16 protein-coding genes, 1 tRNA gene and 2 rRNA genes (1 of these 19 running past the window's edge) are annotated in these 20,537 nt (G+C 54.6%); 11 read left to right on the plus strand and 8 right to left on the minus strand.

What is annotated here, in order from left to right; translation table 11 throughout:
* The 4 genes from AC1P02_RS05560 to tcdA form a co-directional block, all read left to right on the plus strand.
* Positions 1–994, plus strand: a 23S ribosomal RNA gene (locus tag AC1P02_RS05560) (it extends 1,896 nt beyond the left edge of the window).
* Positions 995–1,115: 121 nt separating this feature from the next.
* Positions 1,116–1,230, plus strand: a 5S ribosomal RNA gene (gene rrf, locus AC1P02_RS05565).
* A gap of 98 nt (positions 1,231–1,328) precedes the next feature.
* Positions 1,329–1,405: transfer RNA gene (locus AC1P02_RS05570), tRNA-Asp, on the plus strand.
* A 170-nt stretch (positions 1,406–1,575) separates the two neighbouring features.
* On the plus strand, positions 1,576–2,433 hold the full coding sequence (gene tcdA, locus AC1P02_RS05575) for a tRNA cyclic N6-threonylcarbamoyladenosine(37) synthase TcdA (RefSeq protein WP_485184440.1): 858 nt from the start codon (positions 1,576–1,578) through the stop codon (positions 2,431–2,433).
* On the opposite strand, the gene AC1P02_RS05580 is transcribed toward tcdA, so the two are convergent.
* Both AC1P02_RS05580 and AC1P02_RS05585 read right to left on the minus strand, forming a co-directional pair.
* Positions 2,418–2,855 (minus strand): SufE family protein, encoded by a 438-nt coding sequence (locus AC1P02_RS05580; RefSeq protein WP_485185425.1) that lies wholly within the window; start codon positions 2,853–2,855, stop codon positions 2,418–2,420. The two genes, tcdA and AC1P02_RS05580, sit on opposite strands and share 16 nt — an antisense overlap.
* 12 nt (positions 2,856–2,867) lie before the next feature.
* Positions 2,868–4,088, minus strand: a complete 1,221-nt coding sequence (locus tag AC1P02_RS05585) for a SufS family cysteine desulfurase (RefSeq protein WP_485184442.1) — start codon at positions 4,086–4,088, stop codon at positions 2,868–2,870.
* Positions 4,089–4,240: 152 nt separating this feature from the next.
* Here AC1P02_RS05585 and rep point away from each other — a divergent pair, with 152 nt between their 5' ends.
* The gene (gene rep / locus AC1P02_RS05590) at positions 4,241–6,253 is read left to right on the plus strand and encodes a DNA helicase Rep (protein ID WP_485184444.1); all 2,013 of its coding nucleotides are present in this window, start codon (positions 4,241–4,243) and stop codon (positions 6,251–6,253) included.
* Between the two features lie 10 nt (positions 6,254–6,263).
* Here rep and AC1P02_RS05595 read toward each other — a convergent pair whose 3' ends face one another.
* The 5 genes from AC1P02_RS05595 to AC1P02_RS05615 all read right to left on the minus strand — a co-directional run bounded on the left by AC1P02_RS05595 (position 6,264) and on the right by AC1P02_RS05615 (position 12,334).
* Positions 6,264–8,549 (minus strand): putative bifunctional diguanylate cyclase/phosphodiesterase, encoded by a 2,286-nt coding sequence (locus AC1P02_RS05595; RefSeq protein ID WP_485184446.1) that lies wholly within the window; start codon positions 8,547–8,549, stop codon positions 6,264–6,266.
* A gap of 84 nt (positions 8,550–8,633) precedes the next feature.
* Positions 8,634–9,089 carry a c-type cytochrome gene (locus AC1P02_RS05600; RefSeq protein WP_005318144.1) on the minus strand — a complete coding sequence of 152 codons (456 nt, stop codon included), beginning with the start codon at positions 9,087–9,089 and terminating at the stop codon, positions 8,634–8,636.
* Between the two features lie 197 nt (positions 9,090–9,286).
* A complete protein-coding gene (gene tdh / locus AC1P02_RS05605; protein WP_021140268.1) occupies positions 9,287–10,315 on the minus strand; it encodes an L-threonine 3-dehydrogenase in 1,029 nt (342 codons plus the stop codon).
* Between the two features lie 68 nt (positions 10,316–10,383).
* Positions 10,384–11,574, minus strand: a complete 1,191-nt coding sequence (locus AC1P02_RS05610; protein ID WP_346204720.1) for a glycine C-acetyltransferase — start codon at positions 11,572–11,574, stop codon at positions 10,384–10,386.
* Positions 11,575–11,689: 115 nt separating this feature from the next.
* Positions 11,690–12,334, minus strand: coding sequence for a TetR/AcrR family transcriptional regulator (locus AC1P02_RS05615; RefSeq protein WP_005318149.1), 645 nt, complete (start codon positions 12,332–12,334; stop codon positions 11,690–11,692).
* Between the two features lie 146 nt (positions 12,335–12,480).
* On the opposite strand from AC1P02_RS05615, the gene rfaD reads away from it, so the two are divergent.
* From rfaD to AC1P02_RS05645, 6 genes are all read left to right on the plus strand, one after another.
* Positions 12,481–13,440, plus strand: a complete 960-nt coding sequence (gene rfaD / locus AC1P02_RS05620) for an ADP-glyceromanno-heptose 6-epimerase (protein WP_125608425.1) — start codon at positions 12,481–12,483, stop codon at positions 13,438–13,440.
* Between the two features lie 85 nt (positions 13,441–13,525).
* Entirely contained in the window at positions 13,526–14,647 is a 1,122-nt protein-coding gene (locus tag AC1P02_RS05625; RefSeq protein WP_404294237.1) for a glycosyltransferase, read from the plus strand.
* A 90-nt stretch (positions 14,648–14,737) separates the two neighbouring features.
* Positions 14,738–16,498 carry a bifunctional glycosyltransferase family 4 protein/polysaccharide deacetylase gene (locus AC1P02_RS05630; RefSeq protein WP_485184450.1) on the plus strand — a complete coding sequence of 587 codons (1,761 nt, stop codon included), beginning with the start codon at positions 14,738–14,740 and terminating at the stop codon, positions 16,496–16,498.
* Positions 16,499–16,504: 6 nt separating this feature from the next.
* Positions 16,505–17,716, plus strand: a complete 1,212-nt coding sequence (locus AC1P02_RS05635; protein ID WP_339022112.1) for an O-antigen ligase family protein — start codon at positions 16,505–16,507, stop codon at positions 17,714–17,716.
* Positions 17,713–18,396, plus strand: a complete 684-nt coding sequence (locus tag AC1P02_RS05640) for a glycosyltransferase family 25 protein (RefSeq protein WP_485184452.1) — start codon at positions 17,713–17,715, stop codon at positions 18,394–18,396. Before AC1P02_RS05635 ends, AC1P02_RS05640 begins: the two co-directional genes overlap by 4 nt.
* Positions 18,393–19,445 carry a glycosyltransferase family 9 protein gene (locus AC1P02_RS05645; RefSeq protein ID WP_485184454.1) on the plus strand — a complete coding sequence of 351 codons (1,053 nt, stop codon included), beginning with the start codon at positions 18,393–18,395 and terminating at the stop codon, positions 19,443–19,445. The genes AC1P02_RS05640 and AC1P02_RS05645 overlap by 4 nt, the downstream gene beginning before the upstream one ends.
* Here AC1P02_RS05645 and AC1P02_RS05650 read toward each other — a convergent pair.
* On the minus strand, positions 19,420–20,484 hold the full coding sequence (locus tag AC1P02_RS05650; protein ID WP_485184456.1) for a glycosyltransferase family 9 protein: 1,065 nt from the start codon (positions 20,482–20,484) through the stop codon (positions 19,420–19,422). The two genes, AC1P02_RS05645 and AC1P02_RS05650, sit on opposite strands and share 26 nt — an antisense overlap.
* Positions 20,485–20,537: the final 53 nt, after the last annotated feature.

Genomic DNA, 20,537 nt, shown 5'->3' on the forward strand with positions numbered 1-20,537 from the left:
AACTATAACGGTCCTAAGGTAGCGAAATTCCTTGTCGGGTAAGTTCCGACCTGCACGAATGGTGTAACCATGGCCATGCTGTCTCCACCCGAGACTCAGTGAAATCGAATTCGCCGTGAAGATGCGGTGTACCCGCGGCTAGACGGAAAGACCCCGTGAACCTTTACTACAGCTTGGCACTGAACATTGAACCTACATGTGTAGGATAGGTGGGAGGCTTTGAAGGCGTGACGCCAGTTGCGCTGGAGCCGTCCTTGAAATACCACCCTTGTATGTTTGATGTTCTAACGCAGGGCCCTGAATCGGGCTCGCGGACAGTGCCTGGTGGGTAGTTTGACTGGGGCGGTCTCCTCCCAAAGAGTAACGGAGGAGCACGAAGGTTGGCTAATCCTGGTCGGACATCAGGAGGTTAGTGCAATGGCATAAGCCAGCTTAACTGCGAGACGGACAGGTCGAGCAGGTACGAAAGTAGGTCATAGTGATCCGGTGGTTCTGAATGGAAGGGCCATCGCTCAACGGATAAAAGGTACTCCGGGGATAACAGGCTGATACCGCCCAAGAGTTCATATCGACGGCGGTGTTTGGCACCTCGATGTCGGCTCATCACATCCTGGGGCTGAAGTCGGTCCCAAGGGTATGGCTGTTCGCCATTTAAAGTGGTACGCGAGCTGGGTTCAGAACGTCGTGAGACAGTTCGGTCCCTATCTGCCGTGGGCGTTGGATGATTGAAGGGAGTTGCTCCTAGTACGAGAGGACCGGAGTGAACGAACCTCTGGTGTTCGGGTTGTCACGCCAGTGGCACTGCCCGGTAGCTAAGTTCGGAATCGATAACCGCTGAAAGCATCTAAGCGGGAAGCGAGCCCTGAGATGAGTCATCCCTGACCCCTTGAGGGTCCTAAAGGGCCGTTGGAGACCACAACGTTGATAGGTGGGGTGTGTAAGCGCGGCGACGTGTTGAGCTAACCCATACTAATTACCCGTGAGGCTTAACCATACAACACCCAAGAAGTGTTCTAAGGCTTGTAGCAAATTGAAGAACTACTACCTAATTCAGTGATAGCGAAGCCAACAGGCAAATCGTTATTCACGTCAGCTTTCTCAGATTGAAGAATTTGCCTGGCGGCCATAGCGCCGTGGAACCACCTGATCCCATGCCGAACTCAGAAGTGAAACGCGGTAGCGCCGATGGTAGTGTGGCATTCGCCATGCGAGAGTAGGACACTGCCAGGCACCCAATTAAACGATGATGTGCAAAATCACGTCATTGGCCGAGAGGATGACACCTCGTTGAAACGGCATACAATTTAGCAAAAAGCTAACCAGACAGCGGAGCGGTAGTTCAGTTGGTTAGAATACCGGCCTGTCACGCCGGGGGTCGCGGGTTCGAGTCCCGTCCGCTCCGCCACTAAATTGAGAAGCCCAGTCGAAAGACTGGGCTTTTTTTCGTTTCCGACTACCCGGCACTCGCTATCACCATTCCCCACCCCCTCTTCCTTTCTCCATACTGAGCCCTCTTGATGATCGCCGCTGGCTGCAGTTGCCGCTATAATGGCCGCCCTCAAGTAAGGTGATGGTATGAAAGCAGAATATCTACAGCGATTCGGGGGCATTGCCCGTCTTTATGGTCAGCGTGCACTTGGCTCCTTCAGTCAGGCCAGGGTCTGCGTGGTGGGGATCGGCGGGGTCGGCTCCTGGGCGGCCGAGGCGTTGGCCCGCGCCGGCATCAATCAGATCACCCTGATCGACATGGATGATATCTGCATCACCAACACCAATCGCCAGATCCACGCCATGCAGGGTACGGTCGGCCGCCTCAAGACCGAAGTCATGGCTGAGCGTATTCGTGCCATCAATCCGGATTGTGAAGTGATCGAGGTGGATGATTTCGTCACTCCTGACAACCTGGCAGAGCATATCAAGCGGGAGTTTGACTATGTGGTGGACGCCATCGACTCGGTCAAGGCCAAGGTGGCGTTGATTGCCTTCTGCAAGCGCAACAAGATCCCGGTGATTGTGGCGGGTGGTGCTGGCGGGCAGATGGATCCGACCCAAATCACAGTGGCCGATCTGGCCAAGACCATTCAGGATCCGCTGGCGGCCAAAGTGCGATCCGATCTGCGCCGGCTGCACAACTTCAGCAAGAACCCGGCGCGCAAGTTCGGGGTGGAGTGTGTCTTCTCAACCGAGCAGTTGAGTTACCCGGATGGTCAGGGCGGCACCTGTCAGGCCAAGGCGGCCAGCGATGGCACCATGAAGATGGATTGCGCCTCCGGCTTCGGGGCCGTGACGCCGGTGACGGCGACCTTTGGGCTGGTTGCCGCCTCCCGGGTATTGAAGAAGATTGCCGAGCGAGGTGCCAGAGCCGAACGTCTGGCAACTGAAACGACAGCGGCGATAGAAGCGCTCCCGGCCAGTGATCAGGCCGATGCCTGAGCCCGCATTGCCAGCACTATCGCCCTGAGCCCGTTACCCCGTGACGGGCTCAAGTGTTTCTCCAGCCCGAGTTCGGCAAAATAGCCGTCCATATCGAAGGCTTGGATCGCTCCTGCCGTCTGATGGTTGAGCGCCGCCAGCACGATAACGATAAGGCCGCGTACTATGCGGGCATCGGAATCGCAGGCAAAGTGCCAGCATCCATCTTCGCTCTTCTCACCTATCAGCCAGGCCTGGCTCTCGCAGCCTTTCAGGCGGTTCTCTTCGGTCTGCCACTCGGCGGGCAGCGCGGGCAGCAGTTTGCCGAGCTGGATGATGAGCCGGTACTGGTTCTCCCAGCCGCTGGCGGCGGCGAACTGTCGGCGAATTGCTTCGGCGTCGGGTTCCAGGCCTATGGGGGTGTAGTGCTCGAGGCTTTTCATATCGGTCATGGCTTAAAAGAAATCCTCCAGTCTGGTCAGGGCTGCCAGCAAGGCATCCACGTCGTCTTGATTGTTGTAACAGGCCAGCGAGGCCCGCATGGTGCCGCTGATACCAAGGCTTTCCATCAGCGGCATGGCGCAGTGGTGGCCGATCCGCAGCGCTATGCCCTGCATGTCGAGCAGGGTGGCGGCATCTTGCGAGTGGATATCCTGCAGCAGAAAGGAGACGGCGCCGGCGCGCTGGCCGGGTTCACCGATGAGGCGCAGGCCCGGCACTTGCCGCAGCCCTGCCACCAGATAGTCGATGAGTCTCTGTTCATGCTGTGCCAGTGCGCCTCTGTCTTGCTGCATGACAAAGTCGATGGCGGCCGCCAGGCCTATGGCACCGGCGATGTGCGGGGTGCCTGCCTCGAACTTGAATGGCAGGGCGTTGAAGGTGGTGCCGCTGAAACTGACCCTGTCGATCATCTCGCCCCCCGCTTGCCAGGGAGGCATGCGCTCCAGCAGTTCGGTTCTGCCCCACAGCACACCGATCCCGGTCGGGCCATAGAGCTTGTGGCCGGAGAAGGCATAGAAGTCGCAGCCGATGGCCTGCACATCTACCTCCAGGTGAGCCACCGCCTGGGCACCGTCGATAAGTGTCACGGCGCCAACCGCTTTGGCGGCTGCCACCATCGGGGTGACCGGATTGACGGTACCAAGGGCATTGGAGACGTGGGCCACGCTTACCAGCCGGGTGCGTGGCCCCAGCATGGCTAGATAGGCGGCCATATCGAGATCGCCGCGCTCATCGAGGGGGATAACCCGGATCACGGCGCCGGTGCGTTCGGCAATCAACTGCCAGGGCACTATATTGGCGTGGTGCTCCAGGGTGCTGAGTAGGATCTCGTCTCCGGCCTTGAGATCGCTCATCCCCCAGCTGTGGGCCACCAGATTGATCGCCTCGGTGGTGCCGCGGGTCCAGATCACTTCCCGGCTGTTAGGTGCGTTGATAAAGCGGGCGACCGTCTCGCGGGCGGCCTCGAAGGCGCGGGTGGCGCGGCCGCTCAGGGCATGGGCGGCGCGGTGCACATTGGCGTTGTCGGCCCGATAGTAGTGAGCGATGGCGTCCAGCACGGCCTGGGGTTTCTGGGTAGTGGCGGCGTTGTCCAGATAGATCAGAGGGTGGCCGTTCACCTCCTGCGCCAGGGCTGGAAACTGGCTGCGCAATTGGGCGTGCTGTTGCTGATTCATGCTCCCCTCATCTCCTCTGGAAAAGTCGGCCATGATCCGGAAAATGACGGGCAAACACAAGGTTAAGTGGCGGGATCCTGTGTCCGGTTTCGGCTGCCCGCGGGATCTCTGTTACAATGCCGCCCCTCATCATAAGCCAAGAGATCCGGCCCATGAAGCTCAACCCCAATCAGAACGAAGCGGTCAAGTTTGTCTCCGGCCCTTGCCTGGTGCTGGCGGGTGCCGGATCGGGCAAGACGCGCGTCATCACCAACAAGATCGCCTACCTGGTACAGCAGTGTGGCTATAACGCCCGCAACATAGCAGCCGTCACCTTCACCAACAAAGCGGCGCGGGAGATGAAGGAGCGGGTCGGTCAGACCCTGGGTCGCAAGGAGGCGCGGGGACTCATGGTCTCCACCTTCCACACCCTGGGCCTCGATATCATACGCCGTGAGCACAAGAGTCTGAATCTCAAGGCTAACTTCTCCCTGTTCGACGATACCGACCAGCTGGCACTGCTCAAGGAGCTGACCGAGGCTGAGCTGGATAACGACAAGGACAAGCTGTCGGCCCTCATCAGCCAGATCTCCAACTGGAAGAACGACCTCATACTGCCGGCGCGTGCCATGCGTATCGCCCAGGGGCCGGAAGAGGTGCTGATGGCCCAGCTCTACGAGCGCTATCACCGCCAGATGGTGGCCTATAACGCGCTCGACTTCGATGACCTTATCGTGATGCCGACCCTGCTGCTTAAGAACAATGAAGAGGTCCGCACCCGCTGGCAAAACAAGATCCGCTACCTGCTGGTCGATGAGTACCAAGACACCAACACCAGCCAATACGAGCTGGTGAAGCAGATCGTCGGTGAGCGGGCCCGCTTTACCGTGGTAGGGGACGATGACCAGTCCATCTACTCCTGGCGCGGTGCCAAGCCGCAGAATCTGGTGCTGCTCAACGAAGACTTTCCGAGTCTCAAGCTCATCAAGCTGGAACAGAACTACCGCTCCAAGGGGCGCATTCTGAAATGCGCCAACATATTGATTGCCAACAACCCTCACGTGTTCGACAAGGCGCTCTTCTCCGAGCTTGATTACGGGGTGCCGGTCAAAGTGTTGTTTGCCAAGAACGAGGAGCACGAGGCGGAGCGGATCGCCGCCGAGCTGATGGGGCACAAGTTCATGAACCGCACCCGGTTCAAGGATTACGCCATCCTCTATCGTGGCAACCATCAGTCGCGCATCTTCGAGAAGGCGCTGATGACCAACCGCATCCCCTATCGCATCTCGGGCGGTACCTCTTTCTTCTCTCGTACCGAGATCAAGGACATCATGGCTTATCTCAAGCTGCTGGTGAATCCGGACGAGGACACCGCCTTCCTGCGGGTGGTCAATCTGCCACGGCGGGAGATAGGTCCCACCACGCTCGAAAAACTGGGTCAGTATGCCAACCAGCGTGGCAAGAGCCTGTTTGCCGCTAGCTTTGAGCTGGGGCTGGAACAGTCCCTTTCCGGCCGTGGCTTGAGTGCACTACAAGCATTTACCAACTGGCTGGTGCGATTAGGCGAGCAGGCGCAGCGGGGCAACCCGGTGGAGGCGGTGCGGGACATGATCAAGGAGATCCACTACGAGGAGTGGCTCTACGAGACTTCCCCCAGCCCGAAGGCGGCTGAGATGCGAATGCAGAACGTCTCCACTCTCTATCGCTGGATCACCGAAATGCTGGAAGGGGATGAGCTGGAAGAGTCGATGACGCTCGCCCAGGTGGTCACCCGCCTTACCTTGCGCGACATGATGGAGCGCAACGAAGGGGAAGATGACGCCGATCAGGTGCAGCTGATGACACTGCACGCCTCCAAGGGGCTGGAGTTCCCTTATGTATTCATGGTGGGGATGGAAGAGGGCCTGTTGCCCCATCAGACCAGTATCGATGAAGACAACGTGGAGGAAGAGCGGCGCCTCGCTTACGTGGGTATTACCCGTGCCCAGACCGAGCTCACCTTCACCCTCTGCAAGGAGCGGCGCCAGTATGGCGAATCGGTACGGCCCGAGCCGAGCCGCTTCCTGCTGGAGCTGCCCCAGGACGATCTTGAGTGGGAAAATCAGAAGAAGGTGACGGCCGAGGAGCGCCAGCAGAAAGGGCAGGTCGGCGTCGCCAACCTGCGAGCGCTGTTCAAGAAGAATTGAGCCGATACGGCTAGCCGCGTTCACCCTTGGTCTGGCTGAGCAGGGGAGTGATATCTGCCCCCGGCATGGGTGGTGAAATGTAGCGTCCTTGTCCCATCAGGCAGCCCATGTCGATCAGCTTCTGCAATTGCTGCTGGTTCTCGATCCCTTCGACTACCAGAGTGAAATCCAGATCCTGGCAGATGTCCCGCATGGCGCGGATCAGCGCCAGATCCTTGGGGGATTGCAGCATGCGATGGGTGAAGCTGTCATCCACCTTGATGTAGTCCACCGGGAAGTGGAACAGGGCATTGAGGGAGGAGAAGCCGGTGCCAAAATCATCCAGACTGATCTGAATGCCTTTGGCCCTCAGCTCGTGCAAAGAGGTGAGGGCGTCGGAATCCTGCCGCGACAGCTCCCGCTCGTTGAATTCGAAAATCAGGTAACCCGGTGCTATCCCCTCGCTCTCAATAATGTCGACCAGTCGCATGATCTGATCGTGGTTGACCAGATGCTTGCCGGAGAGGTTGATCGCAACCTTGAACTTGCTCTGGCCCGACATGGGCAGCCAGTTCTTCAGTTGTTGGCAGGTGTGGCGCAATATCTGGTAATCCAGTTCCTGAATAAGGCCGCACTGCTCCGCCAACGGGATGAAGTCGAAGGCATCCTTGAGTACACCCTCCTCCGTGATCCAGCGAGCCATCACCTCCAGCCCTGTCAGGCGACTGTCCTTGAGCCGGATCACCGGCTGGAAATAAGGCACTATGCGCCCCTCTCGCAGGGCTCTGGCCAGCATCTCCTCCGGTGAGGTCCAGGTCTGGGCCGAGCACTCTTCCGAATAGCTGACGATGCGGCTGCGACCGTTGCGTTTGGCCTGATACATGGCCAGGTCGGCCTGATGCAGCAGTTGACTGATATCTGAAGTCTGCTCCGACACACTGGCCACCCCCAAGCTGACCGTGATGCTCAGCTCATTGCCTTGCAGCCGGAACGGATAGGAGAGGCGGCTGATGACGCGGTTGAGAACAGGGCTGATATCCTCCTCGTCCTTGCTGTTGTCCAAGTAGATGACAAATTCATCCCCTCCCAGTCTGGCCACCATGTCGTTTTGTCTGATGCAGGTTTGCAGACGGCGACTCATCTCTTTGAGCAACTGATCGCCAGCGCTATGGCCCAGGGTGTCATTGACCTGCTTGAAGTGATCCACATCGACGAAGATGAGTGCAAACCCCGGCGTTTTGTAGCGGTGGAAGTGGGTCATGGCATGATTGAGGTGATTCATCAGCAGAGCCCGATTCGGCAACTGGGTCAGCGGATCGTGCAGGGCATCGAATTGCAGCCTGCGTTCGAGCTCCTGGTGTTGCTTGAGTTGTTTCTGCAATCTGAGATTGGTTTGCCGCAGTTGTTGCAGGCGCTGGTTGATGGAGTCTTCCGAGTTGATGTCGTGCAGCTGCTGCCGGATCCGCCTCAGCTCCAGCAACAGGGTCAGCTGGCTGCGCAGGAAGTCGAGGAACAACCGGTTATCTGTCTCCAGCGGCTGCTGAGTACTGATAAGGAAGTGGGCGAAGTATTGCTGCTGCAGGCGCAAGGGCTGGCTGTACCAGTGCAATTGCTCTTTGTGCTGTTCCATGTTGTTGGTGCTGTGGCACAGGCTGGTGATGAACTCATCGCTGTGCGGTGGCTGCTCGGGATATATTTTTTCCAGCCCATGGCTGTCTATTCGGACCAGCAACATGTCCTGAATGGCCAGTATCTGGCGTAGTACAGCTTCCAGCTGGGAGAACAGTGCCTGGCTGGGCAGGGTATTGGCCAGGCGGATAATGCGATTGATGCTCTCAATCTTTTTTTGCCAGTCCGGATCCTTGCGGATAAGGGGAGAGGCCAGTTCCGATAGCTGGGAGCCTGCCTGGGTTTCATTCAGCCGCTTGGCGAGACATTCCAGCAACAGGCGCAGTGTGGGCAGATCCTTGGGCTGACAGCAGGCCAGTAACCACTGTATCTGACCGTGCTCGACCGGCAGTATGCACCAGCCTTTCGCCTCATCGAGCTGGTCAAGCTGATCGGAGATCCGCGACTCCTCCAGCCCCAGCTGTAGTTTGAAACGGTCAGAAATCTGATGCTCGCAGACCCAGTGCAGCCCCGCTTCCGATAAGCCCAATATGCCAAAATGTTGCAGCGGACAGAGCTGGTTCAGCTGCTGGATCAGGGTGTCATACTCTTTAGGGGTGGCCTCGGAGGGTGCTGGGAAGTCCAAAATAGAGGAGACCAACGCCAACAAGGGAGTCGAGTAATGCGGTGCTGTGGGTTGGGCTGACATAGAAACTCCCGGTTTGCCTACCTTACAAAGAGTAGTCGGAAGTAAACAGATTGAAAGGGCCGCAATTGCGGCCCTTTCAATCACTTAGAGGTTGTCGGTCATGTAGTGAATGGCGTTTTCGATCTCTTCATCACTACAGGTGACGCAAGTCCCTCGTGCTGGCATCACACCGCTCTTGCCGGTGAAGCCTTCAATTGCATGTTTCTTTAATATATCAATGCCTTGCGCTATACGTGGCTCCCACACAGCCTTGTCGCCGCGTTTGGGGGCACCGGCAATACCCATGTCATGACAGGCAAAGCACGCCCCTTTGTACACGGCCTCGCCATCACGTGGGCCGGATGGTGCTGCCGCCACAGGAGCTGCGCCTGCAGTCGCAATCCCTTCCAGTTCCTTGGCGGTATAGACCTGACCGACGGGCTTGATCCGCTCGGCAATCGCGTCCGGTGACATCTCATCGGCAGCAAGTACAACGCCGGACAAACTGGCAGCCGTCATTCCGACAGCCAGCAAATAGCTCAGTTTTTTCAACACGCTCATGTACTCCCAGCAGGCTTTTATTATCCCTAGAAAACGGCTGGATTATAACCGAATAGTTACAGCCATTTAAACGCTTGTGTGTGAAGTGTTAAGCACTCTGCGTGCAAAGTTTCTTCGTCAGATCACAAACTGGTGAGGATGCATGATAAAAAAACCCGGTATTCACCGGGTTTCATGAAAGAGGGCGACCCAAGGGCTTATTTGTCCCAGCTGAGGATCACCTTGCCGGACTTGCCGGACCCCATGGCTTCGAAGCCTTGCTGGAAGTCATCGATATGGAAATGATGGGTGATGATGGGAGTGAGATCCAGGCCTGACTGGATCAGGCTGGCCATCTTGTACCAGGTCTCGAACATCTCGCGGCCGTAGATCCCTTTGATAAACAGTCCCTTGAAGATCACCTTGTTCCAGTCTATGGCCATGGTGGAGGGGGGGATGCCGAGCATGGCAATTTTGCCGCCGTGGTTCATCTTGTCGATCATGTCCTGGAAGGCCGAGGGCACACCGGACATCTCCAGCCCCACGTCGAAGCCCTCAGTCATGCCGAGTTCGCTCATCACGTCAGCAAGTTTCTCTTTGCTGACGTTGACGGCGCGGGTGGCGCCCATCTTGCGAGCCAGCTCCAGCCGATATTCGTTGACGTCCGTGATCACCACATGACGGGCTCCCACGTGGCGACAGACGGCTGCAGCCATGATGCCGATGGGGCCGGCACCTGTGATGAGCACGTCTTCGCCCACCAGGTCGAAGGAGAGCGCAGTGTGCACTGCGTTGCCGAACGGGTCGAAAATGGCGGCCAGTTCATCGGGGATGTTGTCGGGCAGCTTGAAAGCGTTGAAGGCCGGGATCACCAGATATTCGGCGAAGGAACCCGGGCGGTTGACGCCGACTCCTATGGTGTTGCGGCACAGGTGGGTGCGGCCGGCCCGGCAGTTGCGGCAGTGGCCACAGGTAATGTGGCCCTCGCCGGAGACCCGATCCCCCACGGCGAAGCCACGCACTTCCTGGCCGACGGCGACCACTTCGCCCACGTATTCATGACCGACCACCATGGGCACGGGTATGGTCTTTTGGGCCCACTCGTCCCAGTTGTAGATGTGCATGTCGGTGCCACAGATGGCGGTCTTGCGGATCTTGATTAGCAGATCGTTGTGGCCGAGCTCGGGTGCCGGGACATCCGTCATCCAGATGCCGACTTCGGCTTTGAGTTTGGAGAGTGCTTTCATGGTTGTTCCTTCATGCCAGTCAATCACGATGAATGCAGAAAAAAGGGGCTGCAGCCCCTTGGTTCAAATCAGATGACACCGAGTTCGCGGCCGATGCCGATGAAGGCATCGATCGCCTTGTCCAGCTGTTCACGGGTATGAGCGGCGGACATCTGGGTGCGAATGCGGGCCTGGCCCTTGGGCACAACCGGGAAGGAGAAGCCCACCACGTAGATGCCGGCGGCCAGCATGCGGCTCGCCATCTCGGAGGCCAGCTTGGCATCCCCCAGCATCACAGGGATGATTGCGTGATCGGCACCTGCCAGAGTGAAGCCGGCAGCGCTCATCCGTTCGCGGAAATACTGGCTGTTCTCTTTCAGGCGGGCGCGCAGCTCGTGACCTTCGGCCAGCATGTCGATCACCTTGATGGTGGCCGAGACGATGGAGGGCGCCAGCGAGTTGGAGAAAAGGTAGGGACGGGAGCGTTGACGCAGCCAGTCGATAACCTCTTTCTTGCCTGAGGTATAGCCACCGGAGGCGCCTCCCAGTGCCTTGCCAAGGGTGCCGGTAATGATGTCGACTCTGTCCAGCACACCGCAGTATTCGTGGGTGCCGCGACCGTTGTCGCCAATGAATCCGACTGCGTGGGAATCATCCACCATCACCAGGGCATCGTACTTGTCGGCCAGATCGCAGATGGATTTCAGATCGGCGATGACCCCATCCATGGAGAAGACGCCGTCGGTGGCGATCAACTTGAAACGGGCACCATCGGCGTTGGCCTGTTTAAGCTGGGCTTCCAGCTCGGCCATGTCGTTGTTGGCATAGCGATAACGCCTGGCCTTGCACAACCGCACGCCGTCTATGATGGAGGCGTGGTTGAGGGCATCGGAAATGATGGCGTCTTCGGCACCGAACAGGGTTTCGAACAGGCCGCCGTTGGCATCAAAGCAGGAGGAGTAGAGGATGGTATCCTCGGTGCCGAGGAAGGCAGAGAGCTTCTGTTCCAGCACCTTGTGATTGTCCTGGGTGCCGCAGATGAAGCGCACCGAGGCCATGCCGAAGCCGTGGCTATCGAGCCCCTGATGGGCTGCTTCGAGCAGGTCCTTGTGGTTGGCCAGTCCCAGATAGTTGTTGGCACAGAAGTTCAGTACCTGCTCACCGCCCACCGCAATCTGGGCCTGCTGGGCCGAGGTGATGATGCGCTCCTGCTTGTACAATCCTTCAGCCTGTACTTGGCCAAGTTGCTCGGTCAGGTGACGATAGAATCCGTTAGACATCCTCGATCCTTATTGGCTATTGCAGCTGTTTATCAACAATGGGCAGTATTTTACTGCAATCTGTTGCGGTGAATTCAAATGATTGTGCTGACATTCAACAATTGTGAAACAGATCTCACCCTGCTGGTTGGGCCAGTTGACTGTAATGCTGCTCCAGCTGACGGATCTGCCCGGCCACCTGGGGCTGGATATAGGGACGCAGCAGGAACAGCACCCGCAATACCCCCTGGTAGAGCAGTGGCTTGGTGATGCGGGTATGGGGGGCCTGGGCAATCTGGAACGGGATCCAGCAGGTCACCACCATTTTGATGGTCTGGCCAAGGTCGGGCAGGTCCTCGTCGTTGACATCTATGATACCCCCTTCGCGCAGGCTCCTGAGCAGGGCGACCACGGAGGAGCGCAACTGCTCCTGGGCCTTGAGATACTTCTGCTGCAATGGCTCATCGCGACTGAGGATGTCTGGTAAATTTGCGTAGAAAAAACGGAACTGCCACATCAGATAAAAGATGGCATCCAGGTAGCCCATCAGGTTTTCCAGCTTGATCTCGTTGCTGCGCGCCGGGGTAAAGCTCTCGCTCAGGTGACGGGCATATTGATCAAAAATCGAGTGGATGATGTCTTCTTTATTCCTGAAATGGTAATAAAGGTTGCCTGGGCTGATGCCCAGATGGGCGGCAATGTGGTTGGTGGTGATGTTGCGTTCACCCTGATCGTTGAACAGCTCGGTGGCGCTGTGAATGATCCTGTCTCTGGTTTTCATCACTGTTCCCTCTGGCGGGCCCCTTGCATCAAGGTCGAATCCCCTTGCGGCCCGTGATAAACTTTTCGGCAATTTCAAATTGGCTCACTATACACAGCTTTAACAAGCAGTCACATGTGACCATCAACGTACGCGAGGCAAACTCCATGATCGTAGTAACTGGCGGTGCTGGCTTTATCGGCAGCAATCTGGTCAAGCAACTGAACGCTCAAGGACGGACCGATATCGTGGTCATCGATGACCTGACCGACGGCACCAAGTTCGTCAATCTGGTCGACCTGACCATTGCCGATTACATGGATAAGGACGAGTTCCAGGCGCGGATCGTCTCCGGTGACGAGTTTGAAGAGTGGGATGACGGCATCGAGGTGATCTTCCATGAAGGTGCCTGCTCTGCGACCACTGAGTGGAACGGCAAGTTCATCATGGAGGTCAATTACGAGTACTCCAAGGATCTGTTCCACTACTGTATCGAGCGGGAAATTCCGTTCATTTATGCCTCCTCCGCCGCGACCTACGGTGGCCGCAACGACAACTTCATCGAAGATCCCAAGTTCGAGCAGCCGCTCAACGTCTATGGCTACTCCAAGCAGCTGTTCGACCAGTACGTGCGCCGCTGGATGCCGGAGATCAACTCCCAGGTCGTGGGTCTGAAGTACTTCAACGTCTACGGTCCGCGCGAGCAGCACAAGGGTTCCATGGCCTCTGTGGCTTTCCACCTCAATACCCAGGTGAAGCAGGGTGACAATCCCAAGCTGTTCGAGGGCTGTGACGGTTTCCCGGATGGTGGCCAGATGCGTGATTTCATCTATGTGGACGATGTCTGCAAGGTTAACCTCTGGTTCTGGCAGAACCCCCAGCACTCCGGCATCTTCAACTGCGGCACCGGCCGAGCCGAGCCTTTCCAGAACGTGGCCGAGGCCGTGATCAAGCATCACCAGCAGGGCGCCATCGAGTACATCCCTTTCCCGGATCATCTCAAGGGTCGCTATCAGAGCTTCACCCAGGCAGACCTGACCAGGCTGCGCGGTGTCGGTTATGACGGCGAGTTCAAGACAGTGGCCGAAGGCGTGGCCGATTACATGGCCTGGTTGAACCGGGCGTAAATCAGCCTTATGGAGTCCGGGCCGTCTCCTAAAGAGATGGCCCGTATTTTTAGTATTAAAACCTCCAACTGAAGTGACTTTAAGTATGAAAAAGAAAGTGCTATTCCTGATGGAGACATTGGGGGGGGGAGGGGCTGAAAAGGTATTGGTTAATATTGTCAATAGTCTTGATGATATCAAGTATGACGTCACGTTGTTATTATTGAAACGTGAGGGAATGTATCTATCAAAAATTCCACCTCATGTAAAAATAAAATACCTGCTAGATGCAGAGCCTACGGGGCTAGTCCGTAGAGGAATGATGTATTCGCTAAAGAAAAGATGGCTTAATGCAGTTCTATCAAAGCCATGGCTAGCCAACATGTCGTTTCCTGAGGAGTATGATGTCGGGGTTTCTTTTCTGGAGGGTGACAGTAGTTTGCTGTTATCCCACCTGGATGGTCCCAAGAAAAAAATAGCATGGGTACATATAGACCTGGAGAAACATCATACCCTGCCAAGAGAGATAGAGAAGGTCGTATATGAGAGCATGGATCAAATAATCTGTGTTTCGGAAGGCTCCAAGCATTCAGTTTTGAGTCTTTACCCTGCTCTCAATGATATTATCTCTGTCATTTATAACCCGATAGATCTAAAAAAAATCATTGATGGTGGCGAACAGAAAATCAGAGTTGGTTCGGGTCTCAATGTATTGGCTGTTGGTCGCTTGCTCAATGATCAAAAGGCATTTGATGTTCTTTTGGATGCTCACAGAATAAACATATCTGCGGGATTGAATTATCACTTGACGATTCTTGGTGAAGGATCGGACAGGTCGACTCTGGAAGCCTATATCACAGAGCATCAACTGGGTGATAATACTAGTCTGCTTGGTTTCAAAGACAATCCTTATCCCTACATTGCAGGTTGTGACATATTTGTCATTTCTTCTCATTATGAGGGGTATCCAGTTGTATTGGTTGAGGCGATGACGCTCGGTAAACCCATTGTGTCAACCGATTGTACCGGACCCAAAGAGGCATTAAGTAATGGGGAGTTTGGTCATTTGGTACCCATTGCGAATGCACAAGCGTTAGCTGATGGTTTGAAAATGCTATTGGAGAATGATGCCATTCGTGAACGCTATGCTGAGTTATCGAAGCAGCGATCTGAATTTTTCAGCTTCGAACGCAGCATGCGAGATATTGAAACACTATTAAATACCTAGTCATCGCCTCATCGGCATGATGAAATTCGTCTACCGCTCTCTCATGAAATGGTAGAGAGATGTATAGAATACGTTGTGGGTGGGAAAAATATGAACATATTGATGGCACTCTCCCAGCTTGAAGTGACGGGAGCTGAGGTCTATGCCACCACTGTCGGTAACGAATTGACCCGACGTGGTCATCAGGTTTGCTACGTATCGGATACGCTGACCAAGCCTACCCTGGGGCCGGTGTTCAAGCTGCGTTTCAACAAGCGCAGCATACTGCGCCGTTTCTGGCATGTGTTTTACCTCATCTACCTCATCAAGAAGCATCATATCCAGTTGGTACATGCCCACTCCCGCGCATCCGGCTGGAGCAGCTATGTGGCCTGCAAGCTGACTGGCACGCCGATGATCACCACGGTACATGGACGTCAGCCGGTACACGCCTCTCGCAAGGCCTTCCATGCCCTTGGGTTTAGGGCTGTGGCTGTCTGTGAAGACATAGCCCACCAGATCATCGACAACCTGGGGGTGGATCCGGACATAGTGCAGGTACTGCGCAACGGTATCGAGACAGACAAGTTCCAGCCGGTGCCGGTGCCTGACAATGCCAGGCCGGTGATCGCCATCATAGGTCGCCTGAGCGGTCCCAAGGGCGAGCTCTGTTATCGCCTGCTGGATGAGGTGCTTGATCTGGACACTTGTCAGGTTCGTGTGGTGAGCGGCAGTCAGGTGCCCGAGCGTTTCTGTCGCTTTCAGAACCAGGTCGATTTTGTCGGCTATGTGGATGATGTGCCTGCCTTGCTGGCGGGTTGCGATCTGGTGATCGGGGCTGGTAGGGTCGCAATGGAGGCACTGCTGTGCGGGCGCCCTGCGTTTGCCATCGGCGAGGCCAAGGCGATTGGTCTGGTGACTGAACAGAATCTGGCGGAGGCGCTGGCCAGCAACTTTGGTGACATAGGCCCCAAGGATCTGGCTATCGACTTCGCTGCCTTGAAGGCGCAAATTCTGCCTGCGTTGGCCAGCCGGAGTGTGCCGGACGTTATTTGCCAGCGCATTCAGGCTGAGTATGGCTTGCAAGGGGTAGTATCCGGTCTGGAGTCTGTCTATCAGGATGCTATAGTCGAGACCCTGCGCCGGGAGATGCCTGTCGTCATGTATCACCGCTTTATCGAGCATGACAGCGAGAAGGGGGTGCATGGTACCTGGATGCCGATTGCCATGTTTGAGAAGCATCTGCGCTTGCTGAAATGGTTGGGCTACGAGACGCTGACCTTCCGCGATCTGGCTGACAGGGGCTTCATTCACCGCCTGGAATATGGCAAGAAGTACCTGATGATCACCGCCGATGACGGCTACCAGGACAACCTGACCCGCATGCTGCCATTGCTTGAAAAATACGGTTACAAAGCCGTGGTATATGTGGTGACGGGAGAGGAGCATAATCGCTGGGACGTGGAACACCCCACCAACCCGGATACCCAGATTTCCCTGATGAATGGGGAGCAGATAAAAGCACTGGTGGCCTCCGGCCATGTGGAGATTGGGGGCCATACCCTGACCCATCCACGGCTGAGCAAGCTACCCCCCGAGCAACAAGCCCATGAAATAAGAGAAAATAAACGACAGTTGGAGGCATTGCTTGGCTATTCGCTGCTGTCGTTTGCTTACCCTTATGGGGACATGGATGATAGCGCCAAGGAGCAGGCACAGGCCGCTGGTTACCGCTTTGCCGTAGCCACCAACAGTGGTCCCCGAGCCATGCATCAGGATCCCTACCGGATCCGTCGCATCGCCATTTTCCCTCGTACCGATGTTTTTGGCCTGTGGCGGAAGATTCGGGGCAACTACGTATTCAGGAAATAATAATTGATGTCCATTAGAAGCCTCGAACTGCTCGACAAAGCTACGACAGCCTTGTTTGCGCTGGTGATTATGTTTTCCTTTTGCGGCCTTTTTTTGGTACCAGCCGGCCAGACAATTCTTTCCAATCTACTCGTCGTGGCATCCGTATTTGGTCTGCTAAATTACTTTGTTGGTAAAAAGCGAGACGTCGGGCTTGAGGACCGGCGTATTCTCTGGGTATTGGCAGCCTATGCAGTCATGATTTTTGTAAACCGGCTGATCCATGGTGATCAATATGGTGTAATGCGTGGTTTATTCTACGTTGTCGTGTTTGCGTTGATGATACCACGCAAGCCAGTTCTGTTGACATTGGGCTATGCTGCGATTGTCACTGGGGGTATTGGCTTGGGTATTATGAGCCTCTGGCAATATCAGAGTGGTATTGTCAGAGTTGAAGGATTTACCAATGCCATTCTCTTTTCACAGGCGGCATTGACACTGGCGATATTGAACTGGTTTGTGTTCCAGCAGAGGCAACTGTTGCGCTGGATAAGGTATGGTGCCTTGGTCGCGTTGGTGGCGGCCCTGTTTGCTCTCTATCTGTCCCAGAGTCGGGGGGTCTGGTTGGCCCTTGGTGGTATCGTTGGTTATGTCATTTGCTACAAGGCGTTATTCAAACCATGGAAATATATTGCCATAGCAATATTGTGCATCGCATCCATGGGTATTACTTACCATACCAATCAATTGGTACAACTCAGGGTCGCAGATGCGGTTTCTGATCTTAATTTGGCTGAAAAAGGATCGTATAACTCTTCGTGGGGGTTGAGGGTCGTTGCATGGCAGAGTGCTTGGCTTGGGTTTCTGGATGCACCTGTTACCGGAGTGGGTACTAATGGTTTTGATGCATTGAAACAAGAGCAGGTCGCGCGAGGATTGGTTCCTCCATTGGCTCTGAATGCTGCCTTGGCACATGCTCACAGCCAATATATGCAGAACCTGGTTATTCGAGGTGGGATAGGCTTTGTCGTGCTGGTAGCATTCCTTTTCCTACCTCTATGGTTGTCCATGAAAAAAATGGGTGGAGATGCAGCATGTGTTCTGATTCCACTTTCCTTTGCCATCAGTGCATTCAGCGACGTACCATTTGAACATCAAGACATACTATATCTATATGTCTTGAGTATGATATTTGTTTGGCATTCATCTGAAATAAAAGTAAATGAGAGCGCATTATGATTCCGATATTTGTCATTAGTCTTTCTCGAAGTCAAGATCGGCGAGCAATGCTTATTAAACAGATGAAGCATCTTGGCCTTGAATTTACATTTTTCGATGCAGTCGATGGTAAAGCGTTGAGTGATGCTGAGTTGCAGCATGTTGACTTTCCCCTTGCCCGTGAGACGTGTGGTCACGATCTCAGCATGGGCGAAGTAGGCTGTGCCATGAGTCATATCAGGTTGTATGAGATGATGGTGGAAAGAAATATAGAGCGTTGTGTGGTGCTGGAGGATGATATATATCTCCATATGCACTTCAACGCGATTATGGAGAGCGCCATGGCAAAGAGTCATTCTGAGATTATTTTCTTGTATCATGGCAAAGCTAAATGTTGGCCATGGATGAAGCCTTTGCCCGAGGGATATCGTCTTGCAAGATATCGCACCCCAAGTTGTAGCTCTAAACGTGGGATAATCTCTACTGCTGGTTATATATTGACATTGTCTGGTGCTAAAAAATTATTAAGCAAAGCATATCCAATCAGAATGCCATCTGATTATCTGACCGGGCGGTTGCAATTGAATGGACTGACTGCATCCGGAGTTGAGCCAAGCTGCATGGATGTAGGATTGTTTGAGACAACGATCGATGATCGCAACTATGGTCCTCATTTGGCTAACCGAGAGGTCGAATCGTGATTGGATATCTGCAGCTATTACGCGACCGGATTCGTCGAGCCTTGGGAATTATTTTTTTTGACAAGAAGACCCCTCTTGGCTTGCAAGGAGACATAAGTCATATTTTAGTTATTCGTTGGGATGCCAAGATAGGCGATTCATTTGCCTCATCATTTTTCTTTCGAGAGCTGAAAAAGCTGCCTAATAAATTCATTACTGTTATTACCTCCCCTGCCTTGGCACCTTTGTATCGAGAGGCGTTCGGTGTTGACCATGTGATAGAAGTAGCTAAAAGGCCAAGTTACAAAACTCTTTGCGATATAGCCTTGTCAATTCCTCATGTGGATCTGGCAATACATCTCACCGAAGGGATGAAGATGAAAGACTTATACTTTTTGTATAAGTTATCACCAACCAATATCGCATCGCTGGATGATAATGTCGCACGGGTAAATATAAAGCTCTCTGATACTACCAAGAGCATGCTATTTCAAGAGAAATATACATATCTATTGAACATGTTAGGGTTAATGGATGTAGATACTACATATATCATCCCCGATGTTGCTAGAGACAAGGTTATATCTGGCTGCGACAATAGTATTATCATCAATCCTTTTGGTAGCACGCGTTACAAGTCCATGTCACAAGGAAAGGTAACGGAATTGCTGACTGTTTTGGGTCAGTGTTTCCCCACTCGTCATTTTGCTCTACTTTCCTCACCGGCCACTCGTGAGGATGCACAGAAAATGATAAATGGTTGTGGTGCAAACAATGTGGCGCTACTGGAAGGGGTGAATACAATTGAGGATGCAATTTATTGCATTCGGGCAGCCAACGTGGTCATTTCGGTCGATACTGCCATCGTTCATATCGCAGCCGGACTAAAAAAACCACTGATCGCTATTTACCCACTACATGGAAATGAGTTCAATCAATGGCTACCAAGTCCCTCACCCTTAACCAAGGTGATATTTAGTCCCTCTCCTGGCATCAATGCGGATATGAACAATGTAGAAAGTCATGCAATATCTGACGCGCTTTCTATGTTGCTTTCAATTGAGCAATAAGTGTACTCAGTCTTTCCGTCACCATCTCGGGAGTAATGAGGCGATAGAGTTGTTCATTCGTGCCATTTTTATTCAGTGCTGATAGCAGGTCAGTTTCTGCCCCCTTGGCATCGAAGATATCAATGGCCTGATAGCGGGGGTGGTTGACCGGATTGGCGATGATCTTGTCGCCGCCGGGAGCCACTATGGTCAGCAGGGGCAGGTCGATGGCCTGGGCCATGTGGCGGGGGCCGGTATCGTTGCCGACAAACAGCTGGCAATGGGCGAACAGTCCCACCAGCTCCCGCACCGAGCGGGTCTTTATGTGGTCAAACACGCTGGCCTGCAGCTCGGTTGACAGCAGCGGTTTGAGGCTGCGGTTGTACTCTTCTTCTCCCGGCCCGCAGTAGATCAGGATCTGGGCGTTGTGCTGTTCGATGAGCCATTGGGCAACCTGGGCGAAGCAGTCGATGGGCCAACGCTTGTAGTGTCCCAGCGAGTTGACCCCCATGGCGATCAAGGGTCGCGCGGGATCGACGCCGGCCGCCTGCAAGGTTTCACGTCCCTGCCGTTTTTCTTCCTCACTCAGCCAGAGATGGTAATTGCGATCTTCCCTGGCCAGGTTGAGGGGTTTTAGCAGCGAGAACCTGTCGTCAACCAGGGTGCTGTTGCCCTGGAATTCTGTGTCTTTGCGAAAGCGTACTATGCGGTTGTGGCCGAGTCGCCAGGGGAAGGAGTCAAATCCTATCCGCAATCTGGCGCCGGAGAAGAGGCAAGTCAGCAGGCCGATCATCTGGCCCTGGCTGTTGACCACCACGTCGTAGCGTTCGCGGCGGATATCCAGCAGCAGGTCCTTCATGTAACGCCAGTCGTTGCGCCTGGCTTTCTCGATGACGATGAGTCGATCGATATTGGGATTGCCCTGCGCCATACCCGCGCAATAGTCCATGACCAGATAGTGAACTTCCCCGGTTGGCTCGTTCTGCTTGAGGTTGTTGCACAGCGCGGTGGAGATCAGCACATCCCCTATCTGCTTGGTTTGTACTACAAGGTATTTCATAAGGCAGGCCTCAATAGAGGTCGTTGTTGATCATCAGCGTGCCAGCATACCGC

This window comes from Aeromonas sp. TS_SC_11 (assembly GCF_057318915.1).